Source organism: Bacillus sp. JJ1566 (assembly GCF_036962685.1).
GTDB lineage: Bacteria > Bacillota > Bacilli > Bacillales > Bacillaceae_L > Ferdinandcohnia.
Genome location: NZ_JBALOP010000035.1, coordinates 1 through 13,995, shown reverse-complemented (window position 1 = coordinate 13,995; position 13,995 = coordinate 1). Strand labels below are relative to the sequence as shown.

The window sequence follows — 13,995 nt, the reverse complement described above, 5'->3', positions numbered from 1 at the left end:
CAAAAGCAGTAGCAGCAGCAAAAGCGAAGGCAGCAGCGCTAGCGAAGCAAAAAGCGGAAGAATCCGGCTCGGCAGGTGACGATGACCTGGCAGAGGCTAAGGCAAAAGCAGTAGCAGCAGCGAAGGCGAAGGCGGCAGCGTTAGCGAAGCAAAAAGCGGTAGAAGCTGGCTCGGCAGGTGACGATGACCTGGCAAAGGCTAAGGCAAAAGCAGTAGCAGCAGCGAAGGCGAAGGCGGCAGCGCTAGTGAAGCAAAAAGCGGCAGAATCCGGCACGGCAGGCGACGATGAGCTTGCAAAGGCGAAAGCCAAGGCAGTAGCGGCAGCCAAAGCCAAGGCTGCGGCAGCAGCGAAAGCTAAAGCTTCAGCTGGCGCGGGTGGAGCAGACGATGATCTAGCCAAGGAAAAAGCAAAAGCCATCGCAGCGGCGAAAGCAAAGGCAGCTGCAGCAGCAAGAGCAAAAGCAACGGCAGGTGGGGCTGTTGAAGAAGAAGTTGAACAGGCAGCGCCATCTCCAAACCAAAAATATTTAGATAAGTACGTGAAAGTAATTACGGAACATCTAGGGGAAGGCGTTTTGGAAGATTCATATATTAATACACTATCAAAAGACGTTCCAACACTTGTTGCAAAGCCAGATACATATTTTAAGGTTGCACAGTTTTTAAAGTTTAATGAACAGCTTGGGTTCGATTACCTATCAGAACTGCATGGTACAGACTTCCAAACACATATGGAGGTATACGTTCACTTATTCTCTTATAAAAACCGTCAATCTGTAGCGTTAAAAGTAATGATAGACCGCGATGAGCCGACAACTGCATCCTTGCAACCATTATGGGAAGGGGCAAATTGGCCAGAGCGGGAAACGTATGACCTGCTTGGTATCACATTCACAGGGCATCCAAATTTAACACGAATCCTATTACCGGACGACTGGGTGGGATATCCACTTAGAAAAGACTATGAACCGTATGATGTGGAGGTGTAGCATATGATTCGTACAGAAGAAATGCTCCTAAATGTAGGGCCACAGCATCCAAGTACACACGGAGTATTCCGTCTTGTTGTAAAAATTGACGGTGAAATCATCAAAGAAGCTACACCTGTAATTGGATATTTACACCGTGGTACTGAAAAGCTTGCAGAGGATTTGCAATACACACAAATCATTCCGTACACAGACCGAATGGATTATTTATCGGCGATGACCAATAACTATGTGCTTTGTCACGCTGTTGAAACAATGATGGATATTGAGATTCCAGAGCGGGCGGAATATTTACGCATCCTTGCGATGGAATTGGGCCGGATTGCGAGCCATCTCGTCTGGTGGGGAACGTATTTGCTCGATATCGGTGCAACGACGCCATTCCTTTATGCTTTTAGAGAAAGAGAAATGATTATTAATCTACTAAATGAGCTTTCCGGGGCAAGGCTTACGTTTAACTACATGCGTGTCGGTGGGGTTAAATGGGATGCTCCAGAGGGCTGGATTGAAAAAGTAAAAGAATTTGTACCTTATATGAGATCACAGCTTCCTGGATACCACCAGCTTGTCACAGGGAACGAAATTTTCCGTGACCGTGTTATCGGGGTTGGAAAGTACACGAAGGAGGATGCGTTGAATTATTCCTTAAGTGGTACGAACCTACGTTGTACAGGAGTGAAGTGGGATCTCCGGAAAGATGAGCCATATTCCATCTATGACCGTTTCGATTTTGAAGTGCCAACAAGGGACGGTGGAGATGCATGGGCACGCTATCACTGTCGCATGGCGGAGATTGAAGAATCTCTTAAAATCGTAGAGCAGGCTGTTGAACAATTCCCTGAAGAAGGGCCGATTATGGCGAAGGTTCCAAAAATCATTAAAGCGCCAAAGGGTGAAGCGTATGTACGAATTGAATCACCACGCGGAGAAATTGGCTGCTATATTTCAAGTGATGGAAAAAAGGAACCATACCGTTTGAAATTTAGACGTCCGTCCTTTTACAATCTCCAAATCCTTCCGAAGCTTTTAGAGGGTGAAAATATGGCAAACATGATTGCAATCTTAGGTGCAATAGACATTGTCCTTGGGGAGGTTGACGGCTAATGATTGAAAACCTACTGAATTCACCTCCAAGTTGGCTGAATTTTGGTATTTTCTTTTTACTTGCAACCGTCTTGCTTTTTGTCATTCTCGGATTCGTAACATACGGAATTCTTGCAGAGCGTAAAGTTATGGGTTTTATGCAAGCACGTATGGGGCCAAACCAAGTAGGCGGACGCTGGGGACTTTTACAAACAGTGGCTGACGTCTTGAAGCTTCTTATAAAAGAAGACGTGATCCCAAAAGTAGCGGACCGACCATTATTTATTATCGCACCCGTGCTTGCGTTTACCCCAGCCTTCATGGTTGTGGCAGTACTTCCGTTTACGGAAAGCTATAAATTTGCAGATATTGGAGTGGGCCTCCTTTATTACGTGGCTGTATCGGGTCTTACTACGATCGGAATCGCCGCGGGTGGTTGGGCATCGAATAACAAATATGCCCTCATGGGAGGAATGCGTGCAGCGGCACAGATGATTTCCTATGAGATCCCACTGGTGATGTCAGTAATCGGAGTCATTTTATTATCTGGAAGCTTGAACCTAACGGATATCGTTGAAGCCCAGGATAAGGTTTGGTTTATTTTTGCACAGCCGATTGCCTTTGTTGTCTTTTTTATCGCGTCTGTTGCGGAGCTCAACCGAGTACCGTTCGACTTGCCTGAGGCAGAATCAGAGATCGTCGCCGGTTTCCATATTGAGTATTCAGGATTTAGATGGGCATTCTTTATGCTAGCAGAATATGTGTATATGTTTGCGATGGCGGCATTAACGACTGTTCTTTTCTTAGGAGGCTGGAAACCGGTTCTATTCTTAGATTTTATTCCAGGTGCCGTTTGGTTCTCCTTGAAATTTAGCATGGTTATTTTTGTCTTAATCTGGTTCCGTTCGACATTCCCGCGTTTACGTGCGGATAGACTGATGGAGTTTGGCTGGAAAGTGCTACTTCCTATTGCGCTAGCTAACATTTTCTTATCAGCCTTGATTAAAGAATTATTTTTTTAACTTTATTCGTTCGGGGTTCAAACTTCGAATGAATAAATTTAAAGCCTCCGGCGAATGCCTCAGATTTTTAAAGGAAACATTTCGAGCATAGGATCAAAGACTAAAGGCGCCACCCTGTGGCAACGTCTTTGTGACCCACGTCGTGTGGGCCTAAAAAATCTGGGCGCAAATACGCCAAGGCGTATTTGATTGTAACTACCTAAAAAAGGGGTGACAAAACATGTTTGGCTTGCTGAAAGGGATGAAATACACCCTTAATCAATTAACCTATAAAAAAGTCACATATGATTATCCGAATGAACCACTACCACTACCAGATCGCTTTCGTGGTATTCAAAAATTTTATCCGGAAAAATGTATCGTATGTAATCAATGCGCCAACATTTGTCCAACCGATTGTATCCAGTTAACCGGGAAAAAACACCCTGATCCGACTAAAAAAGGGAAAATCATTGATACGTATGACATCAACTTTGAAATTTGTATTCTATGTGACCTTTGCACAGAGGTTTGTCCGACAGAAGCGATTGTCATGACAAACAACTTTGAACTCGCTGAATATAGTCGTGATGACTTGTTTAAAAACCTTGAGTGGTTGGATGAAAACGATACGAACGTGCGAAAGGAGAATAAGGTGTGACCGGAGAATTTTTAGCATTCATAGTCCTAGCAATTAGTGCGATTGGCGGCGGTGTGTTAATGCTTAACCTCCAAAAGGTCATACATATGGTTATCGCACTTGTCTTCACCTTCATTAGTATCGCAGGCTTGTACGTGATGCTTCATGCCGAATTCGTGGCAGCTGTGCAGGTCTTAATTTACTCAGGTGCCATCACGATTCTGATGCTGTTTGGAATCATGCTCACGAAGCATAATGACACGAGTGAGCCAAAGGTTAGTCGTGGTCGAACCATATTTGTTCTTGGTGGAATCCTAGCGTTTGGTTTTGCCGTATACCTTGGGATTTACGATTTGGATTTTGGCGGTCAAGCAACGGACCTTCATGTGAACAATACAGAAAAAATTGGAATCGAGCTTTTTGCAAAGTATGTCATTCCATTTGAATTAACATCTGTTGTGTTGCTTGTTGCGTTAATAGGTGCGATCATTTTAGCGAAAAAAGACAATGAACAGGAGGCGAATGAGGAATGAGTTCAATTCCATTAACAGCCTACCTCCTTCTAGCGTTAATTTTATTTTGTATTGGCCTGTATGGGGCTTTTACAAAAAGAAACACGGTTATCGTGTTGATCTCAGTTGAGTTAATGCTGAATGCAGTAAATATCAATTTTGTGGCTTTTAGTAAATACGGGATGGTCCCCGGCATTACCGGGCAAATCTTTGCACTGTTTACGATCGCCATTGCAGCAGCTGAATTTGCTGTAGGTCTAGCTATCTTGATGGCACTGTACCGAAATAAGCGCACAGTTAACATTGATGAAATGAATTCCATGAAACATTAAACGGTTAAAACTGTGGAACTTAGGTTTCTTGTTCTTCACCTATGACCGAAAAGATCCAAGAAGGGGATTGTGATACGATGATGGAAAATGCATGGATCATACCGCTTTTCCCGCTTATCTCTTTTTTGTTCCTTCTTATATTCGGTAAACGAATGAAGGAGTCGAGTGCTTATATTGGCATTCTGCTTACGTTTGTAGCATTCGTCTACTCGGTGTTGGTTCTCGCGGCGAGACTCGGAAATCCAACATATAAATATGAGAGCACGTGGTTATCAATTGGGGATGTTCACTTAACAGCGGGGTTTGAAGTGAATCAATTAAATGCACTTATGTTAGTGGTAGTATCGCTTGTCAGTTTTTTAGTACATATGTATTCGAAAGGGTATATGCATGGTGATGAGCGCTTTCCGGTATTTTATGCGTACCTTGGGTTATTTACCTTCGCGATGCTGGGCTTGGTTATCTCACCAAACCTACTGCAAACGTATATTTTCTGGGAACTTGTTGGACTCGGTTCGTTCCTATTAATTGGGTTCTACTTTTACAAGGAAGAAGCGAAAGCGGCCGCGAAAAAAGCGTTTATTATGACGCGTATTGGAGATGTTGGCCTATTAATCGGGATGATTCTATTATTCTGGCAGGTTGGCAGCTTTGAATATGATGAAATTTTTAAAGCCGTTGGCGCTGGAGAAATTTCATCCACGATGATTACCTTAACTGCGGTTTTAATTTTTGTGGGAGCTGTTGGTAAATCTGGTCAATTCCCACTTCATACATGGTTGCCGGATGCGATGGAAGGTCCGACACCTGTTTCGGCTTTAATTCACGCAGCTACGATGGTTGCAGCAGGGGTTTATTTAGTAGCAAATACCTTCCCACTATTTGCAGCAAGCCATGCGGCGATGATGACAGTCGCTGTGATTGGAGGAATTACGGCTATTTTTGCAGCATCCATTGGCTTAGCACAAAAGGATATTAAACGTGTTCTGGCCTATTCAACTGTGAGTCAGCTTGGATATATGATGCTTGCGTTGGGATCTGCTGGGTATGTTGCAGGAGTGTTCCACTTAATGACACATGCTTTCTTTAAAGCATTGCTGTTCTTAGCAGCGGGTAGCGTGATTCATGCCGTTCATACACAGAACATTGAGGAAATGGGCGGATTATGGAAAAAGCTTCGCGTAACAGGTCCATTATTCTTAATTGGAACATTGGCAATCAGTGGCGTTCCATTTTTCTCAGGATTTTTCAGTAAGGACGAAATCTTAATTGCAACTTGGGCAAATGGAAATTATGTGTTGTTCTGGTTAGCGGTGATTGCAGCGTTCTTTACAGCATTTTATATGTTCCGCTTGTTCTTTATGGTCTTTACTGGGGAATCAAGAGGAAATCAAACAAATGTAAAAGACTCACCAAGCTCAATGACGATTCCAATGATTATTTTAGGTATCCTCGCCGTTGTAGCAGGGTATGTGAACACACCTTGGTTTGGAACTTTTTTAGGGGACTGGTTAACAGAAGGGACGACCCTTTACGGACCGGGGCATATTGAAGGACCAGGCTGGATTATGGCAGTTGCAACATTTGTCTCTTTATTTGGCATCTTGCTAGCGTATGCGATGTATCAACGAAAATCAATTTCAAGAGACTTTTTCAGCTCTCGAGCGCCAATCATGTACAGCATCGTCCATAACAAATATTTTATCGATGAATTTTATAACATGACTGTTGTCTACGCGACAAAGGTATTTAGCTTATTCTTACGCTATATCGATGAATTTTTAGTAGGTGGCATTGTAAAAGGTGTGGCACAGGCAACACAAAGTATCGGAAAGCTTGGGGCTAGGCTACAAAATGGTCAGGTCCAAATGTACACATCCGTTGCCTTTGTGGGATTAGCGATTTTACTTCTCGTTGTAGCACTGACAGGGGGGTACTTAAGATGAGTTCACTAATACTTACACTTTTAGTATTCTTCCCGATTTTAGGTATTGCAATCTTAGCGTTTGTACCAAAAACTGAGGAAAAAACAATCAAGCTAGTCGGGGTTTTGGCAACGATACCTTCACTTGTTCTTGCCCTCTATGCATACGGGTTTTATACAGGTGGTGGAGACCTTGAAAGGTTTAAGGAAACCGTGTATTGGTTCGGTTTTTTACCGAAAGGAAATCCGTGGGAAGTTAACTACGAGATGGGCCTTAACGGTCTTACTTTAGTGCTCGTCCTGTTAACCACGGTGATCTCAACTCTAGCTGCAATCGCATCCGTTCATATTAAAAAGGAATGGAAAGGTTATTTCATGCTATTCCTTTTACTCGAACTTGGCATGCTTGGTGTTTTTACAGCCGGAAACTTGATTTTATTCTTTGTGTTCTTTGAGATGACGCTCATTTCGACGTTCTTCCTGATTGGAAAATGGGGCTATTTTGAAAAAGAAAAAGCGGCATTTAGCTTTTTGATTTATAACGGACTTGGTTCTGCAATTTTGTTGATTGTCATTATGATCATTTTTGCAAAGACTGGAACAACGAATATTACGGCATTAACCGCGATTTTTGCAAGTCCACCGGATAGTTTACCGATTCCCGGTCAATTTTCGGAAGGGTTACGTCTAGGGTTATTGATAGCCATCATTATCGGGTTTGGAATTAAATTACCGATTTTTCCGTTACACACATGGATGCTCCGTGTTCACGTACAAGCACCGCCATCAATCGTTATGATTCACTCAGGGATCCTTTTAAAAATTGGAGCATACGGGATTATCCGCTTTGGAATGGGATTCTTCCCGGATGAATTCATTACGCTTGCGCCGATTGTTGCCGTACTTGGGGTCATCAACCTTTTATATGGAGCATTTTTAGCATTTGTACAAAAGGACTTCAAAATGGTTCTGGCCTACTCGAGTATTTCGCATATGGGGATTGTGTTGATTGGCCTCGGTGCGATGAATGAGGCGGGCGTGCAAGGGGCGGTCTTCCAGGTCGTATCACATGGCTTGATTTCAGCGTTATTGTTCTTCTTAATTGGGGTCATGTACGAGCGGGCCGGGACATCGTATATCGATAAGCTTGGTGGACTTGCAAAGGTGATGCCACTTACTGCTGGATTTTTATTAGTGGCTGCAATGGCTTCACTTGGGTTACCAGGGATGTCCGGGTTTGTTAGTGAGTTTATGGCCTTCCTTGGCCTGTTTAAGGAAATGCCAGTACTTGCTGCAGTTGGAGCAATTGGAATCATTATGACAGCTGTGTACTTATTACGTGCAGTCTTAAATGTGACATACGGAAAGGCAAACCATTCCTATGAGGGCGCAGTTGATTTACGTCCCATTGAGATGGTTCCGGTACTTGTGTTACTAGCATTTATCGTATTAATTGGTGTTTATCCTAACGTGCTTACACAGCCACTTCAGGTTGCACTTGAAACAATCATGCTAGGGTTAGGAGGGTGAGCCGATGGATACAGAAACTTTGCTAAGTTTTGAATGGGGAGTAATGGCACCAGAATTTATCATCCTCGGTGTCGCAACCCTTCTATCGTTACTTGATTTATTTATGGGAAAAAACATGGACCGACGTCCACTTGGTTGGATTGGAATTGCTGGGATCCTTGTTGCAATCGGATTTACGGTTTCCTTGATCGGAAATGATGTCACTTCAATTTTGTATGATACATTTCGGCTGGATTCGTTTGCGATTGCTTTTAAATTGATTTTATTAGTTGGAACTGCTCTTGTGATTTTACTTGCAATGAGCTATGAGCCTAAGGATGGCATAAGTGAGTACCGCGGTGAGTTTTACTACTTACTTCTAGCAGCACTTTTAGGTACGATGATTATGACATCCAGTGCTGACTTGATTACACTTTTCATCGGCTTGGAGTTACTTTCAATTTCCTCCTATATATTAGCCGGAATCCGAAAGCGCAATAAGCAATCAAATGAATCCGCGATGAAATATGTGATTAACGGGACAGTTTCAACAGCATTCTTTTTATTCGGGGTTAGTTATGTGTACGGCCTTACTGGAACCTCGAATTTAAAAGAAATATTTATGGCGCTCGGAAGCCTACAGGATCCACAGCATATTTATATTGTCGCCCTTGCGCTATTTATGATTGTAGTGGGTCTATCCTTTAAAATCGCGGCTGCTCCATTCCATATGTGGGCACCAGATGTGTATCAAGGAGCACCAACACCTGTTACAGCCTTTTTAAGCGTTGTTTCAAAAACAGCGGGCTTTGTCATCATTTTGCGAATTGTTGTAACTGCCTTCATCCAAGTACCATCTGGAAATGTAGAAACACCATATTTGTTGTTCTATCTCCAGGATTTGTTAGCGATTATCGCAGGCGCAACGATGATTATTGGGAACACAATTGCCCTAAGACAACGTAATATAAAGCGGATGATGGCATATTCAAGTATTGCCCATGCTGGTTATGTATTAGTAGCATTTGTAGCTTTCTCCTATTTTATGATGGATGCGATTTGGTTCTATTTAGTGGCTTATCTCTTCATGAGCCTTGGATTCTTTGCGATTCTTCAGGTCATTTCGCAAAAATCGGACTCAGAGGATATTAGTCAGTTTGCAGGACTCTATAAGCGCTCACCGGTACTAGCTGTTGCGCTAAGTATATTCATACTTTCGTTAGCGGGAATTCCTGGAACGGCTGGGTTCATCGGAAAACTTGAGATTTTCATCGGGGTATTTGTTACTACTCCGTCACATTACGTGTTGGCATCCATTATGATTGCGACAACCGTGGTATCGTATTTCTATTACTTCGGGATCCTAACCCAAATGTTCTTTAGACCGGCAGCAGACGAAAGCAAAATCAAGCTACCTTTAGGTGTGTGGATTGTCGTGGTTGTGGCTGTGGTCGGAACGATTGGTCTTGGAATTTTCCCAGGTATTGCATTCGAATTCATTCAACAGTTCGAAAGCTTTGCGGACTTTATTGGTTAAAAGCAGTAGTGACTGCTAGTCCGTTTTCAAACAAATAGGGGTGTTTTATTAAAGGAAGAGGTATGGGGATGCCTCTTCCTTTTTTGATGCTTGTTTTTGAGGACTTCAGTCGTAGAAAATGGTAAAATGGTGTGGTGTGATTTCGGCCGGCATGAGGTGGGTCACAAAGACGTTGCCACTCGCACGTGGCGTACTTAGTCTTTTATCCAAAGGAGTGGTTTTATGTTAGCGGGTTTTGGGTATCAAGCACTTATCAGTATTATTTCGCATTTAATTTTTATTGTTGTGACGTGGTGGGCCTTGCAAAGCATTCGATATGAGCATTTAGTGAAGCCGAATCATGTTTTCCAAGTGCGAGTTCTTCTGGTTCTTTTGACAATTGCTATAGGATCAACGGTCAGTAATTTCTTCTTAGATTATCTCCTCTGGTCACAACAATTACCAAGCATCCTTGGCTGAAATTTATTTATTCAGGGATTTTATGGAAATGCAGTCCTGAATGAAGCTTGACATACGTTCTCCACTACTTTCCACGTATTCGCCAGTGGGGTACTGGTAAAAATGTAAGTATGGAGAGGAAATCAAATAAAACATTCCTTAGTATGCCATTTCAAAGGAAAAATACATTGGATATTACTGGAGTGACCTATTAGAAGGTTAAGGTTGATGATACGAAGGAACTCATTTTTAGAGTTTTTCACGGAGTATTCCACCAAATCTACTTGCTTTTTTAAGATAATTTAATCACCACTTTAAATTCTCTAAAAAAGAAGACAAACCCTCAAAAACAAGAAGTTCTTTTCGTATTAGATGTACTATGTGAACTATGTAAAGTTATCACTTAATAATATACCTTCAAATATTCAAATATTTGTCGACAATTAATGCGAAATTCCCACAAATTTCACTTGTCCAATGTATGTACCAGTGATATGATGTAAATTGGTTTTGTGTAAAATTGTACATGAAAACAATTTGGAATAGGCCCTGCTAGAGCGGTGCTAATTAATTTTTTATCGATCGATGTAACACTATGCAACCATACCTAAAATAGAGACATTTGCCCGGTGGTTTGCATACACTACATCAGTGCGAACGAAATTTTCCACTAAAAGCAATGAATATAAAAAGATTGGGTTCTATAAACACCAGTCAAGATGGAACACCAATTGTTATGAATGAATATGAATATATAGAAAATGGGACGCGGAGGGGAATACCTTGGAAAAAATCATCGTCCGCGGCGGTCATAGGTTGAACGGCACAGTCAAAGTAGAAGGCGCAAAAAATGCTGTTTTGCCAGTTATCGCTGCATCCTTATTAGCTAGAAATGGTAAAAGTGTGATAAATGAAGTACCCACGCTCTCAGATGTATATACGATTAATGAGGTATTGCGTCATTTAAACGCGAGAGTCGAGTTTGCAAACAATCAAATCGTTGTCGATGCATCAAGAGAGCTAAAAACGGAAGCACCTTTTGAATATGTTCGAAAAATGCGCGCATCTGTACTTGTGATGGGGTCATTGCTTGCACGCAATGGTCACGCGAGAGTTGCTCTTCCTGGCGGTTGTGCAATTGGTTCAAGACCGATTGACCAGCACTTAAAAGGATTTGAAGCAATGGGTGCAGTTGTGAAAGTTGGAAATGGATATATCGATGCCGAAGTTAATGGACGGCTTCGCGGTGCAAAAGTATACATGGATTTCCCAAGCGTAGGAGCTACTGAAAACATCATGATGGCTGCTACACTTGCTGATGGAGTCTCCATCATTGAAAACTGTGCAAAAGAACCAGAAATTGTGGACCTTGCCAACTTCCTAAATGCAATGGGAGCAAAGGTAAGAGGCGCAGGTACTGGAACCATTCGTATTGAAGGTGTAAAAGAATTGCATGGTGCAACACATAACATTATTCCAGATCGTATTGAAGCAGGTACTTTTATGGTGGCCTCTGCGATTACAGGCGGTAATGTACTTGTTCAAGGTGCAGTACCAGAACACCTTAGCTCACTAGTTTCAAAAATGGAAGAAATGGGCGTTACCATCATTGAAGAACAAGATGGTCTACGTGTAATCGGGCCAGAAAAATTAAAGGCTGTCGATATTAAAACAATGCCACATCCTGGTTTTCCAACCGATATGCAATCGCAAATGATGGCATTATTACTTCGTGCACAGGGCACAAGTATGATCACCGAAACTGTATTTGAAAATCGCTTCATGCACGTCGAAGAATTCCGACGCATGAATGGTGATATTAAAATTGAAGGCCGTTCTGTTATTATCAACGGAGAATCCCAACTTCAGGGAGCTGAAGTAGCCGCAACTGATTTACGTGCTGCTGCTGCACTTATTTTATCCGGATTGGTTGCAGAGGGCTACACTCGTGTAACAGAACTGAAGCACTTAGACCGTGGTTATGTGAACTTCCATCATAAGCTTGCGGCATTAGGTGCTGATATTGAACGTATAAATGAAGCAACAGAAAGCCTAGTGGAAGAAGTAAAGGTAAACTTTTAACTAACCACGTAAAAAGCTAGGGACATTACCCATTAAGGTAATATCTCTAGCTTTTTTAATTTTATTCACTAGAAGTGAATAAAATTAAAAGCCTCCGGCGGATGCCACAGATTTTCAGAGGAAACTTTTCGAGCGAGCTCGAAAAAATCTGGACGCAAATACGCTAAGGCGTATTTGATTTTTATTTTTATACATAAAAAGGTCATAAATGCTTGTCCACTACCATAAATATTGAAATATAGGTGCATAATGAAATGCATTAATTTTGATGTGGAGGCTTGCATTCATGAAACAGATTAAACCAATCATTGTACTAGTTTCTGTCCTTTTTGTCTTGATTTTATTGATTCCATCGATGCTCGTCATTCCGTTTTCCGGCAAGGATACGGTAAAGCTGGCAGAAGAACGGCAATCAAATCCAGAACCACCTCAAATTGCTTCGGGCCCGACAGTGGAGGTGGCTGTGCACCGCGTCAGTGCTCAAAGAATCGAAAATGTACCACTTGAGAATTATGTGGTCGGTGTGCTGGCACAGGAGATGCCTGCAAAGTTTGAAATGGAGGCATTAAAAGCTCAAGCATTGGCTGCAAGAACGTATGTAGTGCGGCATATGCTAAGTGACCAAAAAATCGGAGTTCCTGAAGGCGCTGATGTATCAGATACGATAAACCATCAGGTATATAAAAACATCGAGGAATTAAAAACCGAATGGAAAGACGATTACGACTGGAAAATCAAAAAAATCACGCAAGCCGTCAATGAAACACAGGGGCAAATTTTAACTTATAATGGCGAGCCGATTGATGCCCAATTTTTCTCAACGAGTAATGGCTACACGGAAAACTCGGAAGACTACTATAAAAATGAATATCCATATTTAAGAAGCGTACCAAGTCCGTGGGATATGAACACGGAAAAATTCCTGGGTCAAGTTGAAATGACAGCAGCTGAATTTGAACAAAAGCTAGGGATCAAAATCGGTCAAGGTAATGAAGTTGGAAAAATAACGGCTAGAACTGAATCTAAACGTGTTGCAACTGTTGAGGTTGGAGGGAAGACGTTTACTGGTCGAGAAGTTCGGGATGCACTAGGCCTACGTTCAAGTGATTTTACATGGGAACGTAAAGGCAGCCACGTCATCATTAAAACGAAGGGCAATGGCCACGGGGTTGGCATGAGTCAGTATGGTGCGGACGGAATGGCGAAGGAAGGAAAGAACTACAAAGAAATTGTCGCACATTATTACCAGGGCGTAGAAATTTCGACCACAGAGAACTTCGAAAATAAATTAACGGTGAAAAAATAACGGCAGAGGGATCAGTTCCCCTCTGCCTTTTTGCTGTTCAACCCTTCTATCCGTTGGAGTAGCTTTTTGAATCGTGGTAGCTTTTCTCCAAAATAACTCACTTTTACGATAGAAAAAAGCACGAGCACCCCAATTGTGTCTTTAACTAGATCAATGACGGTTGCAGACCGGTAAGGGACAAAGTATTGGTGCAACTCGTCGGAGAACCCATAAGCGATTGAGAGAACCGCAGCCAGGATGCTTGTTTTCGGAGTGAACTTCCCTTGTACGAGAAAAAATAAGACCCACAGGCCGTAGAGGATGCCGAATTCGATTAGATGGAGTGATTCTTTAAAAGCCCGATCCCACGAAAACGGTGTGTTCACGATTGCGTCTGATGGAAGGCTGGATAAAATGAAAATAAAGATCATATATAAAAATGGCGCTATTAATAGTAGAAATCGTAAAAAAGCCTTCATAAATAAATCCCCTTTTCTAAAATGTACTTACATAGTATAGCATTCATTGGGAATGTGAGGGAGATCATTTGGTAAACATTAGGGGGAAGGACAAAGCATGGGCTGGGTTGTTAGGGAAGTGGTGATGAAGACCTTAAAGATGTTCCGGCTGGTTTGGAAAGGTCATCATCGGGGTTATGAAGAC

At 42.2% G+C, this 13,995-nt stretch carries 13 protein-coding genes; 12 read left to right on the top strand and 1 reads right to left on the bottom strand.

The window, feature by feature from the left end:
* The 12 genes from V7112_RS14375 to spoIID form a co-directional block, all read left to right on the top strand.
* On the top strand, positions 1-989 hold a 989-nt coding region (locus tag V7112_RS14375; protein ID WP_335420929.1), incomplete at its 5' end, for an NADH-quinone oxidoreductase subunit C.
* Positions 990-992: 3 nt separating this feature from the next.
* Positions 993-2,093, top strand: coding sequence for an NADH-quinone oxidoreductase subunit D (locus tag V7112_RS14370; RefSeq protein WP_335420927.1), 1,101 nt, complete (start codon positions 993-995; stop codon positions 2,091-2,093).
* The gene (nuoH, locus tag V7112_RS14365; protein ID WP_335420925.1) at positions 2,093-3,094 is read left to right on the top strand and encodes an NADH-quinone oxidoreductase subunit NuoH; all 1,002 of its coding nucleotides are present in this window, start codon (positions 2,093-2,095) and stop codon (positions 3,092-3,094) included. The genes V7112_RS14370 and nuoH overlap by 1 nt, the downstream gene beginning before the upstream one ends.
* A 220-nt stretch (positions 3,095-3,314) precedes the next feature.
* A complete protein-coding gene (nuoI, locus tag V7112_RS14360) occupies positions 3,315-3,734 on the top strand; it encodes an NADH-quinone oxidoreductase subunit NuoI (protein WP_136380709.1) in 420 nt (139 codons plus the stop codon).
* Positions 3,731-4,246 (top strand): NADH-quinone oxidoreductase subunit J, encoded by a 516-nt coding sequence (locus tag V7112_RS14355; RefSeq protein ID WP_335420922.1) that lies wholly within the window; start codon positions 3,731-3,733, stop codon positions 4,244-4,246. The genes nuoI and V7112_RS14355 overlap by 4 nt, the downstream gene beginning before the upstream one ends.
* Complete coding sequence (gene nuoK / locus V7112_RS14350; RefSeq protein ID WP_335420920.1) at positions 4,243-4,557, top strand: NADH-quinone oxidoreductase subunit NuoK; 315 nt, start codon at positions 4,243-4,245, stop codon at positions 4,555-4,557. Before V7112_RS14355 ends, nuoK begins: the two co-directional genes overlap by 4 nt.
* A 77-nt stretch (positions 4,558-4,634) precedes the next feature.
* Positions 4,635-6,503 carry an NADH-quinone oxidoreductase subunit L gene (nuoL, locus tag V7112_RS14345; protein WP_335420918.1) on the top strand — a complete coding sequence of 623 codons (1,869 nt, stop codon included), beginning with the start codon at positions 4,635-4,637 and terminating at the stop codon, positions 6,501-6,503.
* The gene (locus tag V7112_RS14340; protein ID WP_335420916.1) at positions 6,500-8,011 is read left to right on the top strand and encodes an NADH-quinone oxidoreductase subunit M; all 1,512 of its coding nucleotides are present in this window, start codon (positions 6,500-6,502) and stop codon (positions 8,009-8,011) included. The genes nuoL and V7112_RS14340 overlap by 4 nt, the downstream gene beginning before the upstream one ends.
* A 4-nt stretch (positions 8,012-8,015) precedes the next feature.
* Complete coding sequence (gene nuoN, locus V7112_RS14335; RefSeq protein WP_335420914.1) at positions 8,016-9,527, top strand: NADH-quinone oxidoreductase subunit NuoN; 1,512 nt, start codon at positions 8,016-8,018, stop codon at positions 9,525-9,527.
* A gap of 222 nt (positions 9,528-9,749) precedes the next feature.
* Positions 9,750-9,986 (top strand): DUF1146 family protein, encoded by a 237-nt coding sequence (locus V7112_RS14330; protein ID WP_335420912.1) that lies wholly within the window; start codon positions 9,750-9,752, stop codon positions 9,984-9,986.
* 762 nt (positions 9,987-10,748) lie between these two features.
* Positions 10,749-12,047, top strand: coding sequence for a UDP-N-acetylglucosamine 1-carboxyvinyltransferase (gene murA, locus V7112_RS14325; RefSeq protein WP_335420910.1), 1,299 nt, complete (start codon positions 10,749-10,751; stop codon positions 12,045-12,047).
* A 286-nt stretch (positions 12,048-12,333) separates the two neighbouring features.
* Complete coding sequence (spoIID, locus tag V7112_RS14320) at positions 12,334-13,353, top strand: stage II sporulation protein D (RefSeq protein ID WP_335420908.1); 1,020 nt, start codon at positions 12,334-12,336, stop codon at positions 13,351-13,353.
* Positions 13,354-13,364: 11 nt separating this feature from the next.
* On the opposite strand, the gene V7112_RS14315 is transcribed toward spoIID, so the two are convergent.
* Entirely contained in the window at positions 13,365-13,811 is a 447-nt protein-coding gene (locus V7112_RS14315) for a VanZ family protein (RefSeq protein WP_335420905.1), read from the bottom strand.
* Between the last annotated feature and the right edge of the window lie 184 nt (positions 13,812-13,995).

Bases quoted from the DNA above. Each gene is read 5' to 3' on its own strand.
- V7112_RS14370 (WP_335420927.1), top strand. From the start codon at position 993: ATGATTCGTACAGAAGAAATGCTCCTAAATGTAGGGCCACAGCATCCA.
- nuoH (WP_335420925.1), top strand. From the start codon at position 2,093: ATGATTGAAAACCTACTGAATTCACCTCCAAGTTGGCTGAATTTTGGT.
- nuoI (WP_136380709.1), top strand. From the start codon at position 3,315: ATGTTTGGCTTGCTGAAAGGGATGAAATACACCCTTAATCAATTAACC.
- nuoK (WP_335420920.1), top strand. From the start codon at position 4,243: ATGAGTTCAATTCCATTAACAGCCTACCTCCTTCTAGCGTTAATTTTA.
- nuoL (WP_335420918.1), top strand. From the start codon at position 4,635: ATGATGGAAAATGCATGGATCATACCGCTTTTCCCGCTTATCTCTTTT.
- V7112_RS14340 (WP_335420916.1), top strand. From the start codon at position 6,500: ATGAGTTCACTAATACTTACACTTTTAGTATTCTTCCCGATTTTAGGT.
- nuoN (WP_335420914.1), top strand. From the start codon at position 8,016: ATGGATACAGAAACTTTGCTAAGTTTTGAATGGGGAGTAATGGCACCA.
- V7112_RS14330 (WP_335420912.1), top strand. From the start codon at position 9,750: ATGTTAGCGGGTTTTGGGTATCAAGCACTTATCAGTATTATTTCGCAT.
- spoIID (WP_335420908.1), top strand. From the start codon at position 12,334: ATGAAACAGATTAAACCAATCATTGTACTAGTTTCTGTCCTTTTTGTC.
- V7112_RS14315 (WP_335420905.1), bottom strand. From the start codon at position 13,811: ATGAAGGCTTTTTTACGATTTCTACTATTAATAGCGCCATTTTTATAT.